Source organism: Streptomyces atratus (genome assembly GCF_040655115.1).
Taxonomy (GTDB): Bacteria; Actinomycetota; Actinomycetes; order Streptomycetales; family Streptomycetaceae; genus Streptomyces; species Streptomyces atratus_D.
The window spans coordinates 139,181-159,868 of the sequence record NZ_JBFAJH010000004.1 but is presented as its reverse complement, the minus strand read 5'-3'; the positions used below and the strand labels follow the sequence as shown (position 1 = coordinate 159,868).

The following is a 20,688-nucleotide window of genomic DNA, read 5'->3' as shown; positions in this document are numbered from 1 at the left end:
TCCACGGTCGCAGTGCGTTCGCTTCGCGGCCGTGCGGCGTCGGAGCCGGCCGAGATCCCTGCCCGTCGGGGCGGGCGGCTTTTCGCTGTTCGCCGGTGGCCGGCCGATCCGGCTCCGGTGATCAGTGCTGGGCGTGCGGACGGTGGAACAGGGGGCGTCGCTGAGCGGTGGGGGCCGGAGCGAGACGGCCGACTTCGACGCGCATCATGATGGCCCGGACCACCTCGGTCAGCCCCAGGACGATGGCCATGACGCCCACCACCAGGGTGAGTGCCGCGATCGAGGCGAACGGCGAGACGATCAGCACGATGCCCGCCAGAGCGCTGATGATCCCGAAGGCCACGTGCCAGCCTCGGGCCGGCATGTCCTGGGCGGAGGCCGCCGCGGCCGTCTCCAGGGTGCCGCGCAGCAGCCAGCTGAAGCCGATCCACAGGGCGAGCAGCAGAATCGACTCCATGGCGCCCCGGAAGCAGATCAACCCCAGCAGGATGGAGAGCGCGCCTGTGAGGAAGTGCATCACCCGAAGATGCCGGGGCACGTGTGTGCCAAAGGCGCCGGCCAGCTCGAAAACGCCGGTTGCCAGCAGATAGACGCCGAAGAGCACGCCGAGGACCCGCAGCGTTGCGCCCGGCCAGACCAGGGCGATGACGCCCAGGGCGGTGGTGGCCAGGCCCATGGTGAGCAGGATCTGCCAGCCCATGTTCGCCAGGAAGGCCATGCCTTCGGCCAGGGGCGTGTCCTGTGGCTCGGTGCTGCGCGGGGGAGCGGGACCTGGGGACTCGGAAGGGGATGTCATGACGTCTGCCTCCTTCTTGGAGCAGCGTGGTCACGTCAGTGCACGTCCATCGTCACCCGATCGGCTCCGTGTTGCTCGGCGGAGACGGAGCTTGCGGCCGTGATCCGCTGCGGGCAATGGTGAGGTTCGTCCGTTGGTCCCGAGCTCAGGGCTGATGTAACCGACGGCGACAAGAACGTTCCCGGTCCGCTGGGACACTCGATGAGTTGTTCGGGCCAGATCGTCTTCCCGTTCTGGCCATGGCGGCAACCCCGACGTGCGCCGGGTTGAGCGACGAGGAACAGGTGGCATCGCCGACACCCAGCCATGGCCGGCGCCCGGCACGCCCTGTGCGAGACGCTGGGGGTTCGGGACACGACCGCTGTGGCAACCACCGAGTCGATCAATTTCCGTTGGAGTAGTGGCCGTTGTTGAGCTCCTCGATGAGGCCCTGGTGTGTCGGGTGCCATCCGAGCAGTTCCTGGGTGCGGGTGCTGGACGCCTGTACGTCGAGACCGAAGGGGAGGGCGAGCCACCCGAAGTGTTCCTCGGCCGCCGAGGGAGCGACGGACACGGCTGGCAGGCCGAGGCCCCTGCCGATCGCCTCGGCGATGGCCCGGGGCGGTACGCCTTTGTCAGTACCGGGCCAGTGTGAGTCCTCAAACATCTGGCGGCAGCTGACTCAGGCTACGAAGCGATGTAGTCTCCGGATACCGCCCTTGACCTGCAAAGCAGGCAGGGAGCAGACAAAACGGGAGTTTCTCCGTGTTTCGTACCATGTTCAAGTCCAAGATCCACCGCGCCACCGTGACCCAGGCCGACCTGCACTACGTCGGTTCCGTCACCGTGGATGTCGCGCTGATGGAGGCCGCGGATCTGCTGCCCGGCGAGCTGGTGCACATCGTCGACATCGACAACGGTGCCCGACTGGAGACGTATGTCATCGAGGGCGAACGCGGCTCCGGCGTCATCGGTATCAATGGCGCAGCCGCCCACCTCGTCCACCCCGGTGACCTCGTGATCCTGATCAGCTACGCGCAGGTCGACGACGCCGAGGCCCGCACGCTGACCCCGAGCATCGTCCATGTCGACGCGGACAACCGGATCGTCGCGCTCGGGGCCGACGCCTCCGCACCCGTGTCGGGCACCGCCACCGAGCGGAGCCCGCACGCCGTGCCCGCCACCAACTGAGTCCACCCCAGGGAGCCCCCGTGATGGCTGAGAACAGCGCGCTCGAATTCTTCGACGACCGGGAGAACGGCAATCTGCTCGGCCTCGTCGACGACGTGGCCGCCGGCGTCATCGCGTACTTCGTGATGGACGGCACACCCGCGGCGCTCGTGGCCGTGCACACCGTCGTCGAACCGGAGCACAGGGGCAAGGGTTACGCCGGAGCCCTGGTCCAGGAGTTCTACGCCATGGCGGACCGGGACGGCGTGCCTGTCGTCCCGCTCTGCCCGTACGCGGCGAAGTGGGCCCGGAACCACCCCGACCAGGCCCCCGTGGCCCCGGCCGAGCTGGTGGAGCGGGCGAAGGAACAGCTGAAGACCCACCCGGAGCTGTCCTGATGCCCGGGACACTCGCGCTTCTGCACACCTCCCCGGTCCACGTCCCGGTCTTCGAGGAGCTGCGCGACACCGATCACCCCGGTCTCGCCCTGCGCCACCTCGTGTACGAGGATCTGCTCGTCCGAGCCCGGGAGGCGGGGCCCGAAGCGGTGCAGGGGCAGATCCAGGCCCTGCTCGCGGGCGCCGTCGCAGAAGGCGCGAGCGCCGTGCTCTGTACCTGTTCGACGATCGGTGGGGTCGCCGAGTCCGCCGCGGCGGCGCTCGGCGTCCCTGTCCTGCGGGTCGACCGGCCGATGGCGGCGGACGCCGTCGGCCGCGGCCGCGGCCGCGTCGTCGTACTTGCCGCGCTTGCGGACACCCTGGCACCGACCCTGGCCCTGCTGGCCGAGGAGGCGGGTGATCGGGCCGCGGACGTCCGTACGGTGCTGATCGAGGGGGCATGGGCGCGGTTCGAAGCCGGCGACCGCGACGGCTATCTGGAGCTGGTGGCGACTGCCGCCGACCGGGTGACGGACGCCGATGTGATCGTGCTGGCCCAGGCGTCCATGGCCGACGCCGTCACCCGGACGGTCACGCGGATCCCGGTCCTCTCCAGCCCCCGGCCCGGGCTTGCCGCCGCGGCCGCGGCCGCGCACTGAGCCGCCGTACGGGTTCTCGTCCGGTGGCACGGAACCCGTACGTATGCTCTCGGCAGGCGCGGGCAGCTGCTCCGGGAGACGGTGGACAGGAGAGCCGCCGCACTTTTGGAGCCCGAGATGACCAACCCGTATCCCGACCCCGTGCCGCCCGCGCCGACGCCCGGACCTCCGCCCGGACCGCCCTCGCCGCTGCCGGAGCCGACGCCTGCCCCGCCTGTTCCCGGTCCGGTGCCACCCGGTCCTTCGCCGGACCCGATTCCCCAGCCGCCGTCGCCCAACCCCGAACCGGTGCCGGAGCCGGAGCCCACGCCCCACCCCGCCGGATGACGAGTCCGGGCAGGACGGCTACTCCGTGTGCCGGGGACCGATTCCGAGGAGGGCGTCGGCGTGTCCCACGCCGCTCTCCTCGGCGATCGACTCCAGCGACTGGGCGTCACGCACCGGCGCGAATCGCACGGCGTCCTCGCCCGAGCCCTCGCTCCCGGCGCCGACCGTGCTGAACCCGTACACGGCGGGCCTCGGGAGACTGTTGTACGACCAGGGGGTCGAGAAGTAATACGCGCCGGTGTCGTACAGGACCACGAAGTCGCCCTCCCGCAGCTCCGGCAGTTCCCGGGCGTGCGCGACGACGTCCCCGGCGAAACAGCACGGTCCCGCGATGTCCTGGACCAGTGGCGGACCGTCCTTGGGGCGCCCCTCGGCGTCGAACGCCCCGACCCGCAGCGGCCAGTACTCGGGCATGAAGACGGTACGGGTGGCGACCTGCGCGCCCGCGTGGGTGAGCGCGATACGGCGGGAGCCCGCGTCCTTCGTGTACTCCACCAGCGCCCCGATGAAGCCGTTCTTCGCGAGCAGCGACCGGCCGAACTCCGTGACCATCCCGTACCGGCCGTCGAAGAGCCCCGGCGCAGCTTCGCGCAGCGCCGCCACATAGGCGGAAAAGGTGGGCCGTACGGAGTCGTCCTCGAAGTTGACGGGCAGTCCGCCGCCGAGGTCGATGCTGGTGATCTGCCGGGTACCGAGCGTCTCGTTGATCTCCTCGGCGAGCCGGTACGTCTCCGCGACTCCGGTCGCGATCAGCTCCAACGAGCAGCCCTGGGAACCGACATGGGCATGCAACCGGGTCAGCCAGGAGTGTTCGGTGAACGCCCGCACGATATTCTCGCGCGCGCCGGGGTCGTGGAGCGCCACGCCGAACTTGGAGGTCGGCGTCGCGGTGCTCATCGCACTGATGGAGCCTCCGCCCACCTGTGGGTTGATGCGCAGCCCGATGACGGAGACCGAGCTCCGGGGCCGCAGCGAGGCGATGCGCCGTACCTCGTCGAGGCCGTCGGCATTGAGTGCCACACCGAGTGCGAGAGCCTGCCGGATCTCGTCGCGCGTCTTGGCGGGGGAGTCGAGGACGATCGTCGAGGGTGCGAAACCGGCGTCGAGGGCGAGCCTCAGCTCACCGGGGCTGGCGACCTCGCATCCCATGCCGCAGTCGGCGAGCAGCCTCAGCACGGGGACGAGGGACGCGGCCTTGGCCGCGAAGGTGTGCAGCACGGTGGCGGGCGTGTCGGTGAACGCGTCATGGAGGGCGGCGACCGAGGCGCGCACCCCGTCGGTGTCGATGAACCCCGCGACGGGCCGGCCCTCGCCGAGCAGCCCGGTACCGACGGCGTGGCGGACCGCGGCGGCGACACGCGCGGAGGACGAAGGGCCCGGAGCGGGCGTGGTGAGAGACATATGGCGAGAATCGGTGATGGGGGCCCCGCAGGTCTCTGTCGAGCAGAACAGAATCGGCGCCGGACCTTGGCCGCAGGGCCAACGACCGTACGAATCACAGACAAACCTAGCCGCTCAGCCGGACGGCGAGGGTGATGAGCAGCCGGGTGTCGGGGTCGTCCAGATCGACGCCGTACCGCTCCCGGGCGCGGCGCAGCCGGTACCGCAGCGTGTTGGGGTGCAGGACGAGCCGCCGGGCGGCCCGGCCGACATCGCCCGACGTGTCGAAGTAGGCGGCGAGTGAACGGACCAGCTCGCCCCCGGTCGCCAGGTCGGACCGTACGAGCTCGTGCACCGGCCCGCTGCCCGCTTCCCAGACCGGCCGTACGGCGTCCAGGATCCGCAGGACGTCCAGGGAGGGACCGAGCTCGGCCGCCCCGGCGTACCGCAGGGGCTCGGGCTCCCCGCCGCGCGCGGCACGGTTGCGCAGCACCCGTACGACCAGTGCCGCCTCCTCGCACGAGGCGGCGGCCCGCAGGGTGGTGGGCACGACGGGACCCGCCCCGACGCGGACCGGGGCTGAGCCGGGCATCGACATGGCGAGTGTGTCCAACTCGCGTGCCAGGTCCAGCACGTCCCTGTCCCGGCCGCGCTCGACGGGCAGCAGAACCAGCAGCCGGTCCGCGTCGCGCAGCACGCGTGCCGAGGGGTGGTACGAGGATGCCTGCAGGGCGAGTACATCAAGGACGCGGTCGGCCGACGGCCCTGCCGCGCCGTCGCGTTCGGCCACCAGGACCGCGCACGGCGCGTCCGGTGGCAGCCCCAGCGACCAGGCGTGCGTGCGCCGGTCCCCACGCGCGTAGAGCAGACCGCGCAGCGCATGGTTCCTCCGGCGCACGGCCCCGCTCTCGCGCAGTCGGTGCTGCACGAGGTGAGGGGCGGCGACCTCCGCTCCGCGCCGCAGCGCGTCCGCCGCCTGCGGGGAGAGCGCGCGCCCGTCCGTGGCCGCCCAGATGGAGCCGAGGACTTCGGAGCCGCTGCGGACCGCGATGATCAGACGCTCGGGGCTGTCGCCCTCTGCGGCACGGTGGATGACGTCCCGGGAGGTCCACAGGGCGCGGAGGATTCCGCTGCGCCGGAGCTCGGCGACGCGCCACTGGGGAACCCTGCCGCCGAGAATCGTGGACCGGCGGACCCCGTCGGCCTCGGGACGGGTGGCGGAGTGGGCCAGCACCCGGAAGCGGGTGTCCTCGATGGTGATGGAGCCCCCGGTGTTCTCGGCGATGGCCGAGGCCAGGGCTGCCAGCCCGCCGGCCGGGGTGTCCGCCGTGGTGACTGTCTCTGCGGTCCGGCCCGCCTCGGCGTAGGAGAGCGCGGAACGCAGCAGAGTCGCGATGTCGGTCCAGTCGACCCAGGCTGCACGGGCGAGCAGGGCGATGCCCGACTCCTCGGCCGCGGCCAGTACTTCGGGCGCCGTGGGCACCCCCTCCGTATCGCGGAGCACTACGGCGCAGGCGCCGCGCCGGGCGGCCTCACGGACCGGGCCCGCCGCATCGGCGGAGGAGGTCGGCGGGCCGACGGCCAGCACGATGCGCCGGTCGAGCGGCTGCGCCTGCCCTTCGTCACCGACGGCCAGACCGCGGACGCCGACGTCGCGGTCGGCGGGCGCGAGCAACAGACGGAGTGCGCCGCCGTCGTCGAAGGCCAGGATCTCGCGGAGCGTGACCCCGGATTGCGGCTCCCGCTCGGGCTCGGGCACGTCGCGCCTCGTCATGGGAACCGAGCATACGAGCGACCGGCCGATGGCAGGAGTGCGCCCGGTGTCCGGTCGGCGAGGCGCGCCCGATCCGGGCTCCACGAGGGGCGGTTACCCGGATTCGATCAACGGCCACTCGGCTTCCGGGTCTTGTTCCGCGCTTCTCCCACCCCTAGGTTGAGCGCCGAGACAAGTCGATTCAATGTGCCGATCAGCAGCTGGTCGCGTCGTTGCGCGTCCGCTCGAAGTCGGAGCCCCTCGATGCGTTGTACATGCGCATACGCCCGGCCACGCGCCGAACCACCGCATCGGTGGCGGCCCTTGCCGTCCCCGGCCTGCTGGCAGCGACCGCTGCAGCCCCCGCGGCGGCCGCCCCGACCGGGGGCGACGGCCAGGGCAGCCATCGCGTCGAGTACTTTCCGGAACCGGGAGGCGCCGGGAAGACCGTCGAGGTCCCGGCCACCGCACCCGGGAAGAGCGGCCGCAGCGCGGGCGCGTCCCTGAGGGCCGCCGAGGCCGCCCTGGACGGTGCGGTCGGCAGGCAGCAGGTGACCGGCTCGACCGACGACCGGCTCGACGTCGTGATCACCGGTGACGGCTACACGGCCGAACAGCAGGCCGATTTCCATGCGGATGCCACGTCAAGTGGGCCGACATGACCACCGAGCCGTACCGGAGTTACCGGAACCTGTTCAACGTCTGGACCGTCGACGCCGTCTCCAACGACTCCGGCATCGGCGGCTACCCCGGCGCCGACGTCGTCAAGGACACCGCGCCCTTCAGCTACTTCTGGTGCGGGGACACCGGGCACCGGCAGGCAGCGGCAGGGAACCCGGCCCCGGCCGTCAGGCGATGATCGGGACCACGGCTTCCGGCGTCAGCATCCGGAACGTGAACGACTGGTGGAAGTAGAGCCGGATGTGCGTCGCGTCGTGGTCCCGATAGCCGATGGACAGATCCTGGCCCAGGCGCAGTTCGAAGTCGCCGCCGCGGGTGGACAGCAGCACACCGCCCGCGACGGCGGGCGCCCAGAGGATCTGGTCGTCCAGCAGCCGGGCGAGATGCGTGGCCACCGGATAGCCGTGGTCGGACGTCTCGGTCGCCTCGGTGAACGCGTCCGCGCCGAGCAGCAGCCGGTACGGCCCGTCCACGCCGGCCAGCCGCAGCCGGGTCAGCGCCTGGCTCACCGTGGCCGGATAGTCGCGCGCATCGGCGGGCAGCGGCAGTGGAGTGTGCGAGGAACCGTTGCGCAGACCGGTGATCCCGGCCGCCGCGTACCCGTCGATGACGGCCATGTCCTCGGCGAACGCACAGGTCCGGGCGGCGTCCTTGACGGGCTGCCAGTCACTGTCTTCGGAGCCGCGCTCGACATCGTCCACGGCGGCCCGGGTCACCGTGAACGGCACACGCCACTCGATCACCGGCATCGAGGTACGGGCCCGGGCGATGACATCCGGCGTCGGCGGGTCGATGTCGCGCAGATGCCCGTCGCCGACCGCGGCGAACGCCGGTCCCTCCGGATCCGTCACATCGACGACGCGACGGCCCGCCAGATGGCGGCTGAAGGTGCGCCGGGCCTCCTCCTCGATCTGGTCCCAGGCGGCTTCCGTGACAGGGGCGAGTTCGCGGTGGAGGTTGTTCATCACTGGGCGCTTTCTTGCAGGCTGCCGATATGCAGCGAACCGTCCCGCGCATCCGCCGGAACCACGGTCTGTGCCACCGGCGCGGACGCCGGCTGCGACAGGGACTCGGTCCCGGACAGGACGGGGGATGGCGGCGGGGCGTCGAAGAAGTCGGCGCTGGGGGCGTAGAAGAGGGTGCCGGTGACGGCGGTCGAGAAGTCGAGAATGCGGTCGTACGTGCCCGGCGGATTTCCGAGGAACATATTGCGGAGCATCTGTTCGGTCACGTCCGGATCGGCGGCATAACCGATGAAGTACGTGCCGAAATCGCCCTGTTCGAAACTGCCGAACGGCATGTTGGCGCGCAGGATCTCGCGCGCGGTGCCGTCCGGCGCGGTGAGGGTGTTCAACGCGACATGGGAGTTGGGGGGTTTGGCGTCGTCGGGCAGCTCGACGTCGTCCTGCTTGGTGCGGCCGATGACACGCTCCTGCTCCTCCGTGCTCAGCGTGTTCCAGGACGCCAGGTCGTGGAGGTACTTCTGGACGATGACATAACTGCCGTCTGCGAAGGCGGGGTCGGCTACGGAGCTCACGAGCGCCGCCGTCCGCGCGTGGGCGCCGATCGGGTTCTCCGTCCCGTCGACGAAGCCCAGCAGGTCCCGGTGGTCGAAGTACCGGAACCCCTGCGTCTCGTCGACGACCTTCACCGCCCCGCCGAGCCGGTCGAGCAGCCGGGCGGCCCACTCGTAACACACGTCCATCTGCTCGCCCCGGATGTGGAACAGCAGATCGCCCGGGGTGGCGGGGGCGTGATGGCGCGCGCCGTGCAACTCCCGGAACGGATGGAGCGAAGCCGGCCGGGGCCCCGCGAACAGCCGGTCCCAGGCCTCCGAGCCGAACCCGGTGACGCAGGCCAGCCCTGCGCTCGGCATCCGGAAGGCGATGGAACGGGCGAACGCCGCGAGGTCCGGCAGTACCTCGCGCACGGCGCTCTCGCCACCGGGTTCGATCGTGGTGACCAGCACCAGGGCGGCGGTGGTCAGCGGCGCGACGACGGGCTGGGCGGCGGCCGGGTCCGGGACGGCTTCGGGCATGCGGCGGCTCCGAGTGGGGGGTGGCGACAGCTCGGCGGGGGCATCCCGGTGGTGCGGGACGCCGACGGTACTCGCTGCTACTTACGCATACGCACGGCCCTGCCGCATCCCGGGGCGACCCCACCGGGCGATCGACCGACCGCCCCTGTCAGGCGATGGAGACCTCCGACCGGTCGCCGCCCCAGAGCGTGTGGAACGAGCCGTCACGGTCCGTACGCCGATAGGTGTGCGCTCCGAAGAAGTCCCGCTGCCCCTGGGTGAGCGCCGCGGGCAGCCGGTGGGCGCGCACCCCGTCGTAGTACGAGAGCGCGGCGGCGAACCCGGGGGTCGGCACCCCTAGGCGCACCGCCTCGGCGACCACCGTCCGCCAGTCGTCCTGCGCCGCACCGATCTCGGCGGCGAACTGCTGGTCGGAGAGGAGACTCACCAGCCCGGGACGCGCGTCGTACGCCGCCCGGATCCGGTCCAGGAACGCGGCCCGGATGATGCACCCGGCCCGCCAGATCGCCGCCACCCCACCGAGATCGATGTTCCAGTCGTACGCCTCGCTGCCGGCCCGGATCTGATGGAACCCCTGCGTGTAGGAGACGATCTTGGATGCGTACAGCGCCTGTTCGACCCGGTCGGCGAAAGCCGCCGCTTCCGCCCCGGTGAGGGGAACGGCCGACGGCCCCGGCAGCTCCCGTGCCGCCTCCCGGAGATCCGCGTGGCCCGACAGCGAACGGGCGAACACCGCCTCCGCGATACCGGAGACCGGCACCCCCAGATCCAGCGCGATCTGCACCGTCCAGCGGCCCGTCCCCTTCTGCTCGGCACGGTCCTGCACGATGTCGACGAAGGGCTTCCCCGTCGCTTCGTCCGTATGAGCGAGGACTTCGGCGGTGATCTCGATCAGGTACGAGTCGAGGCGGCCGGTGTTCCAGCTGCGGAATGTCTCGGCGATCTGCGCGGGGGAGTAGCCGGCCACCCGGCGCAGCAGGTCGTACGCCTCCGCGATCAGCTGCATGTCCGCGTACTCGATGCCGTTGTGGACCATCTTCACGAAATGCCCGGCTCCGTCGGGGCCGATGTGCGTGGTGCACGGGGCGCCGTCCTTCGCCTTTGCGGCGATCTTCTCCAGCAGCGGCCCCAGGGATTCGTACGACTGGGTGGAGCCGCCCGGCATGATGCTCGGCCCGTTCAGCGCGCCCTCCTCGCCGCCCGAGATACCGACACCGACGAAGTGGATCCCGCGCTCCCGCAGCTCCTTCTCGCGGCGGCGGGTGTCCTCGAAGTGGGCATTGCCGCCGTCGATGATGACGTCACCCTCGTCGAGCAGTGGGGCGAACTCCTGGATCACGGCGTCGGTCGGATCTCCCGCCTTCACCATGATGACCAGTCGGCGCGGCCGCTCCAGCGCCGCCACGAACTCCTCGGGTGTGTGCGCGGCGGCGAAGGTGCCCTCGTGGCCGAACTCCTTGACCAGGGCATCGGTCTTTGCGGTCGTACGATTGTGCAGCGCGACCGTAAAGCCGTTGCGGGCGAAGTTCCGGGCGAGATTGCGGCCCATCACCGCGAGTCCAGTGATGCCGATCTGCGCAGTGCCGCTCATCTGTATGCTCCTGCAATCTGTCGAGGATGCCCGGATGACCAGTATGGATACGGGACGCGGGCACGGCCTGTTCACCGCGCGGCACCGCGTTCACGCCGGCGCGGGAAAACGTCCGTGCGGGCTCGTGGGGGCACCGGACCCGTGGCCAGGACCGCGATCGCGCAGGTTGTCGCAGAGTGCGGCGTCATGGTGACGCGCACCGGGAGGTCGTTCGGCGCGTACTTCGGCACTCCGCCGATCCCGTGCAGCAGAGACATGCTCCACAACTCGCTCAGCAGGGCGAAGGCGCCGGGCGCGGCGCCGACCAAGGGTGCGTCCCAGACGGCTTCCCCGGCTGCCGAGGTGACCTGGACGACCCCTCACCCAGCACCATGACGACGAACAGGCCCGGGCGCTCCACCAGGTGCGGCACATCGGCGTAGGCCGCCTCGACGACCGGCGCGCGCTCGGAGGGTCCGTGCCGATGGTCCGCGATCCGAGGTGTACCCGTTCCGCGCGTGACAGGCGGGTTCTCGCCCGATCCCTTGTCAATCCCCCTGACGTGCCCATAAGTTGGCCGCTTGCGACGTGTCCTACAGCCAGTGGGGGAGCCAAGTCATGGCCGCGAACGGACGGCACCGCAAATACCAGCCCAGCCGCATCAACCGTGCCTCGCTGACGGTCACGGCGGGTGGTGCGGGCATCGCGCTCCCGCTCGTCACCGCGGTTTCGGCGGGCGCCGCGTCGACGGATGTCTGGGAGAAGGTCGCCGCCTGCGAGTCCACCAACAACTGGCACATCAACTCGGGCAACGGTTACTTCGGCGGGCTGCAGTTCACCCGATCGACCTGGGCGGCCTACGGCGGCACCGCCTACGCGCCGCGTGCCGATCTGGCCACCAGGGAACAGCAGATAGCCGTTGCGGAGAAGGTGCTGGAGGCGCAGGGCCCCGGTGCCTGGCCGACCTGCTCCACCAGGGCGGGCCTGACACGGGGCGGCGACGCCCCTGACGTCAAGCCGCAGTCGGAACGGACCGGCCGTCCTGTCGACGCGTCGTCGAAGGAGACCCGCACGCCGAAGAAGGCGAAGCCGAAGGCCGAGAAGGCGCCCGCGTCGGCCACACCGACCACGGTGCCCGGCAAGCGCGAGTCCTACACCGTCGCGCGCGGCGACTCGCTCTCCGCGATCGCGTCGACCGAGCGTGTGACGGGTGGCTGGCAGCATCTCTACGCGGCCAACCGCGAGGTGGTCGGCGACGACCCGGACCTGATCTTCCCCGGCCAGCGGCTCACCCTGGACGGTGCCCGGACACCGAAGGCCGAATCGAAGACCGGCTTCCGGCCGGGCATGTCCACCGGACCGCAGCAGAAGACGAAGCCGCGTCAGCAGGCGGAACCGAAGCACGAACAGGCCGAGCCCCAGCACCAGGCGGCGAAACCGCACCACACCACGGAGCGGAAGCCGCACCAGGCCGCAAAGCCTCGGCCCAGGAAGACCGAGCGGGCCGAGAAGCACTCCGGGCTCACCGCCCCTGTGGCGGCGACCCGCATCGGCACCTCCTACCACCAGGCCGGTTCCTGGGCCAGCGGCTATCACACGGGCATCGACTTCCCCGTTCCCACCGGCACCTCGGTCGAGGCGGTGGCCTCCGGCACGGTCGTGTCGGCGGGCTGGGCGGGACCGTACGGCTACCAGATCGTCCTACGGCACAGCGACGGCAAGTACAGCCAGTACGCGCACCTGTCCGCGCTCCATGTGCGCGAGGGCCAGCACATCAGCGGCGGTCAGCGCATCGCCCGCTCCGGCTCCACGGGCAACGTCACCGGACCGCACCTGCACTTCGAGATTCGTACGGGTCCCGGCTACGGCTCCGACATCGACCCCGTGACCTACCTCAGGGCGGGCGGCGTCAGCGTCTGAACGCTCCCGGGCTGCTGCGCGGAGGCACCGGCCTCGGCGGCCGACGGGCCACGTCGTCCCACACCGGTGCGCGGCCGCGGCGCGGGGCCGAAGTCGATCCGCCCCGCCCGACGACTCCCCAGCGGCACCGCCACCGGCACCGGCAGCGGGAGCAGCGATGCAATCGGTTCGACGGTGGCCGAGTCGGACACGGCGACGAACCGGGCGGGCTCGGCCTGCGGTCGGTGCGCGGCCGATGCCCCCGCAGGCTCCATCGCGCCGACGGACTCGGCGGCACTCTCCGCGCCCTCCATGTCCTCCGCGACAAGCCCGGCATCCACCTCCGACACAACTGCGCCGACACCCTGGATCCGCAGCTCCTCGCGACGCTCCGCGCTCATCCGCTCCGTCGTCAGCATGATCAGCCCGCCCGCGGCCACCACGCCGCACGCGAGCGCCAGCGCCGTGCCCGCCGTGCCGTGCCGGAACTGCTCGCCGAACAGCGTGATGCCGACCGCCGCCGCGATCACCGGGTTCACGACGGTCACCGTCGCGAGCGGAGCGGTGAGGCCGGCGCCCCGGTATGCCCCCTGGGACAGCAGCAGCCCGGCTCCGGCCAGCGCCGCGATCACCACCAGCGAGGGCAGTCCCGCGCCTACCGCACCCGACGTCCACTCCATCGCCACCGTCTTCGTGAACACCGAGGCGATACCGAACGCGACACCCGCTGCCCCGGCCAGGACCACGCTCCGTACCACCGGCCGTCGCGTGCCCTTCGACACCAGGAGGAGCAGCGCCACCGCACCGAACGTCACGGTGGCGAGCATCAACTGCTTCGGGCCGTCCAGCGTGTGCGACTCGCCTCTGCCGGTGAGCGCGAGCAGACCCGCCAGGCCGACCGTCGCCATGATCGCGCCGCGCCAGGCTGTCGCCCCGGCCCGGCGGCGCACGAAGAGGGCGGCCATCGGCAGGGCGAAGACGATCGTCAGCGCGCCGAGCGGCTGAACCAGGCTGAGCGGGCCGTACGCCAGTGCCAGCACGTGCAGCACCGCACCCACACCGTTCGACGCCACCGCCATCCACCACACGCGGTTGCGCAGGGGGGCGAGCGAGTGCCCGTCTCCGGCCGTGGCGACGCGCTCCTGGACGATCGCCCCGGTCGCGTACGCGACCGCGGAGACCAGTGATAGCAGCACCGACAGTGCGAGGAAGCTCATGTGCACCACGATGGCCCCTCAAAGCCGTCGAGTCGTCGTCCTTGAGACTGCGATCCGACGTACTGCTCTGGTAGTACGGCAGTAGTCCGCGTGTCGTCCTCCCGACGGTAGTCCTCCTCCCGACGGGCCTCAGGACGATCATCCCGCAGCGATACGGTGATGGCGAGCCGCGGTACCCGGGGTGTCCGCGATGTAACCAGGAGTGACCGATGGAACCCGCGCAGGAACAGCGTACGGAGCATGCGGACGCGGGCTCGGTGGGCGGTTTCTTCGCCCTGCGCAGCACACCGGTGCCCGGCGGTGCGTACCGTCCGCTGGCCCGGCTCTACGCGGGGGAGACGGCGCCGCTCACAGCCCGTATCGACGCGGTCGCCGCCGCGCTCCGTACCCCGGAGCGCAGAGTGGCCGCGTCCGTCGCCCATCTGGTTCGGCAGGTCTGAGGGGCTCTCCCCGGAACGGGACTCGAAGGCTGTCCACAGGACCGGGGCCGGGCTGTGACCGGGTCAGCCGCTCAGTTCGAATTCGGCCCGGACCCGCTTGCCCACCGGCACCCGCTCGGCGGTCAGGCGGTCGCACACGGCGACGACGATCTCCATCCCGTGACCGCCGGGTCGGGTCGGGTCGGGGGAGAAGAAGACGGGAAGGGCCGTGCTGCTGTCGTAGACCGTGACGCTGATCCGCTGCGCGGTGCCCTCGAGCTCCAGCAGGTAGGGGCCGTGGGTGAAGCGGTCGGCGTTGGTGACCAACTCGCTCACGGCCAGCATCAGGTCGTTACGGGTGTGCTCGCCGAGCACCGCCAGCCACTCCGTGGTGAGCCGGCTCAGGAAGCGGTCGGCCAGTGCGCGTGCCTGTGCGATGCATCCCTCCTCACCACCGAACCCTTCGGCGATGTGCAGTGCCTCAGTGGGCCGGTGACCCGGATGCGGGTCGTCCGGCCGGGAGAGGGCGTGTTGGTTCATGAGCTCCAGCCAGGGCGCAGCGGGGGAGGTCGGTGACCTTTTCTTCGCGGTTCATCTACCCGTGTCATGAGATCCCACTCCTGGGAATGGCGAGGGTGGTCAGGAGCGGCCCGGCGGTCGTACGACCGTCACGAAGAACTCGTCGATCTGGCGCACGGCCGCGATGAACTGAGCGAGCATGGTGAGTTCCGCCACCTGCTCCACAGACGCTCCCGTGCGGATGGCCAGAACCGCTTCCAGCTCCATGTCCGCGCGGGCGGCGTCGGTGGCGGCCGCGGCATCACTCAGGCGATGCAGGGTCAGTTCGAGCGGAGAGAGATCCATGGCGGAAGCTCCGTACCGCGGTCAGGCCTCCACGGACATCCCCGCGCGCAGCTGTTGGACGATCCGCGCCAGCAACCGCGAGACATGCATCTGTGAGACGCCGAGCTCGGCGCCGATCTGGGACTGCGTCATCTCCTGCCCGAACCGCATCTGCACGATCCGCCGCTCGCGGTCGTCCAGATTCTCCAGCAGCGGCGCGAGCGTGTGGAGATTCTCGACCGTCTCCATGCCGGGGTCGGCCTCACCGAGGACTTCGGCGTACGACCGCTGGTCCTTGTTCGACTCCGTGTCGGCCGAGGGGGTGTCCAGGGAATCGGCCGAGTAGCCGTTCGCGGCGACGAGGCCTTCGATGACCTCTTCCTCGGGAAGGCCGAGACGGGCGGCCAGTTCCTTGACGGTGGGGTCGCGGTCCAGCTCGGCCGAGAGCTGCTCCTTCGCCTTCGCGAGGTCGACACGCAGCTCCTGGAGTCGGCGCGGTACATGCACCGACCAGGTGGTGTCCCGGAAGAAGCGCTTGATCTCGCCGACGATGTACGGCAGGGCGAATGTGGCGAACTCGACGTCACGGGAGAGGTCGAACCGATCGATCGCCTTGATCAGACCGATCGTGCCGACCTGAACGATGTCCTCGGTGTCGTCACCGGCCCGGTTGCGGAACCGGGCCCCGGCGAAGCGCACCAGCGAGAGATTCATCTCGATGAGGGTGTTGCGCGCGTACTGGTATTCGTGCGTGCCCTCTTCGAGTACCTGGAGCTTGTCGAGGAACAGCTTGGAAAGCTGACGCGCATCCTTCGGAGCGACCTTTCCGGTGTCCTCGATCCAGGGCAGATCAGCATCTCCTGCACCGGTGAGCGCACCGGTCGCCTGGTGCAGTGTTCCTGCTCCGCTGATCTGCTCCGACGGGGTCACCATGTCGCCGCCCTCCCTGTTCGTTGGATGTATCGAGCGGCGTCTGCCCTGCTTCCCCTGCGTAATGCGCGAAGATCCGGATTTCTTTTACGCCGGTCCGGTCACGGCACCCTCTGCAGCCCCGTATGTGCGCTTCATGTCCTCCGCCCGGGGCCATGGCGTTTCCTCCCGCGGCCCGCTGTGCCGGCCTGTGCACCCGGATGGAGCAGCGCGGCGGACATGGCAGACTTGAGCGGGGCGTTCGGCCCGTAGTGCGGCGGCTTCGCGCAAGCCCGCAGCCGGGCCTCAGCCCCGTGGATACCAGTCCTCGTGAGCCCGCTACGGCAACGCGCCGGGGCCGCCGAGAGATCCCGGCGGCATGACTGACAGAGGAACGGCAATGACGGTGACAGAGGACAGCACGGAGTTCGCTCCCGGTATCGAGGAGTTCGGTCCCGGTATCGACCCGGAGCGGCTGGCCGTCTGCCTGAGCGTGCTCGACGAACTCGACACCATCGAGGTCGACCACCCGGACGCCATCGCCGTGCGCCGCGCCACCGCCGGTATCTACCGGACCGTGAAACAGCGCCGCCGCCAGGAGCGCCGGGCCGCCAAGACCGCGCACGACAAGGCCGTCACCGAGGCCACCGCCACCGGATCCGCCGAGCGCATCGACGACGAGACCCAGGGTGTCCTGCCGTCCTCCTCGGCCGGTGCCGAGATCGCCGGGATACTCCAGCGGCCCCGCTCCTGCTACATCTGCAAGACCCGGTACGTCGAGGTGGACGCCTTCTACCACCAGCTCTGCCAGCAGTGCGCCAAGGAGAACCGGGACCGCCGCGACGCACGGACCGACCTGACGGGGCGCCGGGCGCTGCTCACCGGTGGCCGGGCCAAGATCGGCATGTACATCGCGCTGAGGCTGCTGCGTGACGGCGCGCACACCACCATCACCACCCGCTTCCCCAACGACGCGATCCGCCGCTTCAAGGCGATGCCGGACAGTGACGAGTGGATCCACCGGCTGAAGATCGTCGGCATCGATCTGCGCGACCCCGCCCAGGTCGTCGCGCTCGCCGACTCGGTCGCCGCCGAGGGGCCGCTGGACATCCTGATCAACAACGCCGCGCAGACGGTGCGCCGCTCCCCGCAGGCGTACAGCGAACTGCTCGGCGCAGAGTCCGCACCGCTGCCCGCGGGTGAACTCCCCGCGGCCCAAGTCATCGGCACCTTCGGCAGCGGCTCGGTCGACCGCGTCGCCGCCCTGCCCGCCGCCCGCAAGGAGGGGCTGAGCGCCCAGGACGTCACCGAACTGGCCCTGGTCACCGGCTCCGCCTCGCTGGAACGGATCGCTGCGGGCACCGCGATCGACGCGGGCGGTCTCGTACCGGACCTGCATCACACGAACAGCTGGATCCAGACGGTCGAAGAGGTCGAGCCGATCGAGCTGCTCGAAGTCCAGCTCTGCAACTCCACCGCGCCGTTCATCCTGATCAGCCGGCTCCGGCCCGCGATGGCCGCGACGGCCGCCGAGCGCGCCTATGTGGTCAACGTCTCCGCGATGGAGGGTGTGTTCAGCCGCGGTTACAAGGGTGCGGGCCACCCGCACACCAACATGGCCAAGGCTGCGCTGAACATGCTCACCCGCACCAGCGCCCAGGAGATGTTCGAGAAGGACGGCATCCTGATGACCGCCGTCGACACCGGCTGGATCACCGACGAGCGACCGCACCCCGACAAGATCCGGCTGGCCGAGGAGGGCTTCCACGCCCCGCTCGACCTGGTCGACGGCGCTGCCCGGGTCTACGACCCGATCGTGCGCGGCGAAGCGGGCGAGGACCTGTTCGGCTGCTTCCTGAAGGACTACGCGCCGGCCGGTTGGTAGGTCGACCCGCTGTCCGAAAGTGACCGAGCGCACACGTTCCATCGAGCATGAATGCGCTCATTTGGTTAGTCTGAGGTGAACGGACGCCACCCGGGGATCCACGAATCTCCCTGGGCCGTCCTGGGACAGGTCTGCAACCAGGCCGCCGTTCCGCCCCACGCCCGGCGCCACCGCGACCGAACTGTTCCTGCCCCGCCCCATATGGGCGGTCGACGTCCGGCAATGAGGCCGGAGTGTCGGCGACGCCCGGGGTTTCGCGACACAAAGGAGTGCGCGGTGACACCAGAACTGACGAAGCACGAGATGGCGAAGCGCGAGAAGCGGCCGACAGAGCGACACGGAGAGCGACCCCGTCGGCCCGAGAAGCTCCAGAACCTCGAAGTCTGGGCCAGGTCCGCGCCGATCCGGCTGGCCGGTTACGAGGACGACCTCGCCGAGCCGCACATCCTGCCCGGCATCGACTGATCCACGGGCCCGGTCCGCGCGGCCGTCCGACGTCCGCCACGCCCGTCAGCCAAGGAGCCCCGGCCCTCCGACCCAACGGAGGTCCGGGGCTCCGGCATGTCCCGGCCCGGTCACCGCACCGCGCGACCGGCCCGGGGGTCCTGCACTTCAAGGGCGCGTGGTCGGGCTGATGCGGGCGGGGGCGAGGGCAACCGGTCTGATGAATTCCCGCACGTAGGTGCGGTGCCACCAGTTCCCGGTGGCACGCAGTTCGCGCCAGGTCGTGTACCGGTAGCGGTACACCCTGGCGCGGAGGTACGTGGGAGGGCTGCCGGGGAACGGGTTGTGGCGCAGCAGCCGCAGTGTGTCCCGGTCGTTCTCCAGCAGTCGCTCCATGAAGGGTCCGAACCAGGAATGGGCGTACGCGGGAGAGAGGGCCGCGAACCACATCAGCCAGTCCAGGCGCAGGTGGTAGGGAGCGAACTGGCGCGGCAGCCTCCGCGGATCGCCCGGCTTGCCGCGGAAGCCGTACTCCTGCCAGACGGTGTCGGGGTGGAGCACCGCCTCGTCGGTGCCCTCGACCGCGATCTCCAGCCGGACCCGGCTGATGCTGCCGAACGCGCCGTACGTGTTGACAAGATGCAACGGGTCGAACGAGCGGTTCATCACCTGGCGGCGGGAGATCAGATTGCGCGCCGGACGGTAGCTGAGGACGACCACCAGCGCGGCGACGGCGAGGACCAGCACCTCGTACCAGAGCGGCGGCGCCGCCTGCGCCGGCTGCGCAGTGACCAGCGACCAGTCGACGGCGGACAGGGCGAGGGCGATGGTCAGCCAGTTCAGCCAGGCGAAGTTCCCGGAGAGCACCAGCCACAACTGGGTGACGATCATCAGTCCCGCGGCCGCACTCGCCACCGGCTGCGGGGTGAAGAGCAGTACCGGGACGAGGAGCTGGGTGACGTGGTTGGCCGCCACCTCGACCCGGTGGACCGGTTTGGGCAGCCTGTGGAAGAACCAGCTCAGTGGTCCCGGCATCGGCTGGGTCTCATGGTGGAAATACAGGCAGGTCAACTTGCGCCAGCACTCGTCGCCCCGGATCTTGATCAGCCCGGCGCCGAACTCGACCCGGAACAGCACCCAGCGCAGCAGCCACAGCACCAGTACCGGCGGGGCCGTGTCCGCGTTGCCGAGAAAGACGGCGAGGAAGCCGGTCTCCAGGAGCAGCGACTCCCACCCGAAGCCGTACCAGATCTGGCCGACCTGGACGATCGACAGATACAGCGCCCAGGGCAGCAGCCACAGCAGCATCGCCGCCCAGAGCGGAACGTATGAATCCACCCCGGCGATCAGCGCGACCGCGAGCGCGCAGCCGGTCCAGGCGACCACCGCGAAGAACCGGTCGGAGTAGTGGAGCCGGAAGAGACCGGGGGCGAACCGCCAGTCCGTTCGCCGCAGGAACTCGGGCGCGGGCAGCATGCCACGTTCGCCGATCAGCGCCCGGAACTGGAGGGCGGCGGCGAGAAACCCGGCCAGATAGATGCAGGCGAGAGCCCGCTGGAAGATCAGCCGGCTGAGCCAGTAGCCATCTGCGGTGAACCATCCCATCACTTCCAGTATCGACGCTGTGGAGCGGCTGAGCGCTTCAGCTCGCCGACACGATCCGTCCCAGCGCCGTGCCGAGCCGACGTGCGTACCACCTCTGGAGCACCGGCACGAGGGGGCCCGCCATCCGGCTGTACCAGCGGGCCGGACGGGAGAACGCCAGCACGGTGAACCACACCGTCCCGTCGTCCGCCAGCTCCACCACGAAGCACTCCTCGCCGCGCTCGGGGTGCCGGTTCCGGGTTCCGTACGCGAAGCCGATGCGCTCCTTCTCGTACGCGGTCCAGACGACCTCGCACGGTGCGGCGAACCGGAACGGACCGAGCCCGATCGACACCCGAACGGAGGTCCCTGGCTCGGCGCGGGCCGTCGACGCCCGCACCCGGGTGCCGGAGGTGCGGTGCATGCGCCAACCGGTGACGGCTGCGCCCGCCGTCTCGAAGTCGGCCCGGCCGCGGCCCACCGGGACCCGGTGATGGAGATGGTGGTAGCCGTCGGGGAGCGGGCCGAGCCGGGTGGCCCCGACCTCCGGGTACGTGAGGGTGCTCATGACGTCCTGCCTTCGTGGTCGGTGAGAGGGGTGGTGGGACATGGGGCGGTGAGGAGCGGTGCGGTGCGGGTCGGGGTAGTACGGGCGGGGCAGGCGCCGTGCTCGAGCCTCCGCCAGGCGAGTACCGAGCAGAGCGCGAAGCCCAGCGCGTTGCCGAGGCCATGCGTGGCGGCCATCCAGGTCGGCGTGG

General features: G+C 70.6%; 20 protein-coding genes and 2 pseudogenes. 9 read left to right on the top strand and 13 right to left on the bottom strand.

The annotated features are described in order from the left end of the window. Nucleotides 1-121: 121 nt before the first annotated feature. Together AB0I23_RS07580 and AB0I23_RS07575 are read right to left on the bottom strand one after the other, a co-directional pair. A complete protein-coding gene (locus tag AB0I23_RS07580) occupies nucleotides 122-796 on the bottom strand; it encodes an HdeD family acid-resistance protein (protein WP_359107766.1) in 675 nt (224 codons plus the stop codon). Between the two features lie 382 nt (nucleotides 797-1,178). Next, nucleotides 1,179-1,442 carry a hypothetical protein gene (locus tag AB0I23_RS07575; protein ID WP_359107764.1) on the bottom strand — a complete coding sequence of 88 codons (264 nt, stop codon included), beginning with the start codon at nucleotides 1,440-1,442 and terminating at the stop codon, nucleotides 1,179-1,181. A 98-nt stretch (nucleotides 1,443-1,540) separates the two neighbouring features. On the opposite strand from AB0I23_RS07575, the gene panD reads away from it, so the two are divergent. The 3 genes from panD to AB0I23_RS07560 are packed head-to-tail and all read left to right on the top strand — an operon-like array spanning nucleotide 1,541 to nucleotide 2,981. After that, nucleotides 1,541-1,966, top strand: a complete 426-nt coding sequence (gene panD / locus AB0I23_RS07570; RefSeq protein ID WP_359107763.1) for an aspartate 1-decarboxylase — start codon at nucleotides 1,541-1,543, stop codon at nucleotides 1,964-1,966. Nucleotides 1,967-1,989: 23 nt separating this feature from the next. Continuing rightward, nucleotides 1,990-2,343: a GNAT family N-acetyltransferase gene (locus tag AB0I23_RS07565; protein ID WP_359107762.1), complete on the top strand. Its 354-nt coding sequence runs from the start codon at nucleotides 1,990-1,992 to the stop codon at nucleotides 2,341-2,343. Then, on the top strand, nucleotides 2,343-2,981 hold the full coding sequence (locus AB0I23_RS07560) for an aspartate/glutamate racemase family protein (protein ID WP_359107760.1): 639 nt from the start codon (nucleotides 2,343-2,345) through the stop codon (nucleotides 2,979-2,981). Before AB0I23_RS07565 ends, AB0I23_RS07560 begins: the two co-directional genes overlap by 1 nt. Before the next feature lie 345 nt (nucleotides 2,982-3,326). Here AB0I23_RS07560 and AB0I23_RS07555 read toward each other — a convergent pair whose 3' ends face one another. Together AB0I23_RS07555 and AB0I23_RS07550 are read right to left on the bottom strand one after the other, a co-directional pair. Further along, a complete protein-coding gene (locus AB0I23_RS07555; RefSeq protein ID WP_359107758.1) occupies nucleotides 3,327-4,709 on the bottom strand; it encodes a diaminopimelate decarboxylase in 1,383 nt (460 codons plus the stop codon). Nucleotides 4,710-4,815: 106 nt separating this feature from the next. After that, entirely contained in the window at nucleotides 4,816-6,462 is a 1,647-nt protein-coding gene (locus tag AB0I23_RS07550) for a PucR family transcriptional regulator (protein WP_359107756.1), read from the bottom strand. A gap of 254 nt (nucleotides 6,463-6,716) precedes the next feature. Here AB0I23_RS07550 and AB0I23_RS07545 point away from each other — a divergent pair, with 254 nt between their 5' ends. Together AB0I23_RS07545 and AB0I23_RS07540 are read left to right on the top strand one after the other, a co-directional pair. Further along, nucleotides 6,717-7,103, top strand: a complete 387-nt coding sequence (locus AB0I23_RS07545; protein WP_359107755.1) for a hypothetical protein — start codon at nucleotides 6,717-6,719, stop codon at nucleotides 7,101-7,103. Further along, a complete protein-coding gene (locus AB0I23_RS07540; protein WP_359107753.1) occupies nucleotides 7,100-7,300 on the top strand; it encodes a M64 family metallopeptidase in 201 nt (66 codons plus the stop codon). Before AB0I23_RS07545 ends, AB0I23_RS07540 begins: the two co-directional genes overlap by 4 nt. Here the strand turns inward: AB0I23_RS07540 and AB0I23_RS07535 are convergent. The 3 genes from AB0I23_RS07535 to gndA form a co-directional block, all read right to left on the bottom strand. After that, on the bottom strand, nucleotides 7,290-8,087 hold the full coding sequence (locus AB0I23_RS07535; RefSeq protein ID WP_359107752.1) for a family 1 encapsulin nanocompartment shell protein: 798 nt from the start codon (nucleotides 8,085-8,087) through the stop codon (nucleotides 7,290-7,292). The two genes, AB0I23_RS07540 and AB0I23_RS07535, sit on opposite strands and share 11 nt — an antisense overlap. After that, nucleotides 8,087-9,160, bottom strand: a complete 1,074-nt coding sequence (locus AB0I23_RS07530; protein WP_359107750.1) for a Dyp-type peroxidase — start codon at nucleotides 9,158-9,160, stop codon at nucleotides 8,087-8,089. The genes AB0I23_RS07535 and AB0I23_RS07530 overlap by 1 nt, the downstream gene beginning before the upstream one ends. Before the next feature lie 148 nt (nucleotides 9,161-9,308). Continuing rightward, nucleotides 9,309-10,751 (bottom strand): NADP-dependent phosphogluconate dehydrogenase, encoded by a 1,443-nt coding sequence (gene gndA / locus AB0I23_RS07525; RefSeq protein ID WP_359107748.1) that lies wholly within the window; start codon nucleotides 10,749-10,751, stop codon nucleotides 9,309-9,311. A 597-nt stretch (nucleotides 10,752-11,348) separates the two neighbouring features. On the opposite strand from gndA, the gene AB0I23_RS07520 reads away from it, so the two are divergent. Next, nucleotides 11,349-12,650, top strand: coding sequence for a transglycosylase family protein (locus AB0I23_RS07520; protein WP_359107746.1), 1,302 nt, complete (start codon nucleotides 11,349-11,351; stop codon nucleotides 12,648-12,650). Here AB0I23_RS07520 and AB0I23_RS07515 read toward each other — a convergent pair. Next, nucleotides 12,620-13,855: a DMT family transporter gene (locus tag AB0I23_RS07515; protein WP_436846889.1), complete on the bottom strand. Its 1,236-nt coding sequence runs from the start codon at nucleotides 13,853-13,855 to the stop codon at nucleotides 12,620-12,622. The two genes, AB0I23_RS07520 and AB0I23_RS07515, sit on opposite strands and share 31 nt — an antisense overlap. 200 nt (nucleotides 13,856-14,055) lie before the next feature. Between AB0I23_RS07515 and AB0I23_RS07510 the strand changes: the two are divergent. Continuing rightward, nucleotides 14,056-14,271: pseudogene (locus tag AB0I23_RS07510) on the top strand (ferric iron reductase); the annotation flags it as partial. Between the two features lie 78 nt (nucleotides 14,272-14,349). Here AB0I23_RS07510 and AB0I23_RS07505 read toward each other — a convergent pair. The 3 genes and pseudogenes from AB0I23_RS07505 to AB0I23_RS07495 all read right to left on the bottom strand — a co-directional run bounded on the left by AB0I23_RS07505 (nucleotide 14,350) and on the right by AB0I23_RS07495 (nucleotide 16,041). Next, complete coding sequence (locus AB0I23_RS07505; RefSeq protein ID WP_359107743.1) at nucleotides 14,350-14,805, bottom strand: ATP-binding protein; 456 nt, start codon at nucleotides 14,803-14,805, stop codon at nucleotides 14,350-14,352. Between the two features lie 99 nt (nucleotides 14,806-14,904). Then, a pseudogene (locus tag AB0I23_RS07500) lies at nucleotides 14,905-14,982 on the bottom strand (response regulator); the annotation flags it as partial. Nucleotides 14,983-15,150: 168 nt separating this feature from the next. Next, the gene (locus AB0I23_RS07495; protein ID WP_359107741.1) at nucleotides 15,151-16,041 is read right to left on the bottom strand and encodes an RNA polymerase sigma factor SigF; all 891 of its coding nucleotides are present in this window, start codon (nucleotides 16,039-16,041) and stop codon (nucleotides 15,151-15,153) included. 376 nt (nucleotides 16,042-16,417) lie between these two features. Between AB0I23_RS07495 and AB0I23_RS07490 the strand changes: the two genes are divergently transcribed. Together AB0I23_RS07490 and AB0I23_RS07485 are read left to right on the top strand one after the other, a co-directional pair. Continuing rightward, on the top strand, nucleotides 16,418-17,902 hold the full coding sequence (locus tag AB0I23_RS07490; RefSeq protein WP_359107739.1) for an SDR family NAD(P)-dependent oxidoreductase: 1,485 nt from the start codon (nucleotides 16,418-16,420) through the stop codon (nucleotides 17,900-17,902). Between the two features lie 276 nt (nucleotides 17,903-18,178). Next, nucleotides 18,179-18,367: a hypothetical protein gene (locus AB0I23_RS07485; RefSeq protein WP_359108049.1), complete on the top strand. Its 189-nt coding sequence runs from the start codon at nucleotides 18,179-18,181 to the stop codon at nucleotides 18,365-18,367. A 147-nt stretch (nucleotides 18,368-18,514) separates the two neighbouring features. Here AB0I23_RS07485 and AB0I23_RS07480 read toward each other — a convergent pair whose 3' ends face one another. Continuing rightward, nucleotides 18,515-19,951, bottom strand: a complete 1,437-nt coding sequence (locus AB0I23_RS07480; RefSeq protein WP_359107737.1) for a lipase maturation factor family protein — start codon at nucleotides 19,949-19,951, stop codon at nucleotides 18,515-18,517. A 37-nt stretch (nucleotides 19,952-19,988) separates the two neighbouring features. Next, nucleotides 19,989-20,498 carry a DUF1990 family protein gene (locus AB0I23_RS07475; protein WP_359108022.1) on the bottom strand — a complete coding sequence of 170 codons (510 nt, stop codon included), beginning with the start codon at nucleotides 20,496-20,498 and terminating at the stop codon, nucleotides 19,989-19,991. Nucleotides 20,499-20,688 lie beyond the last annotated feature (190 nt).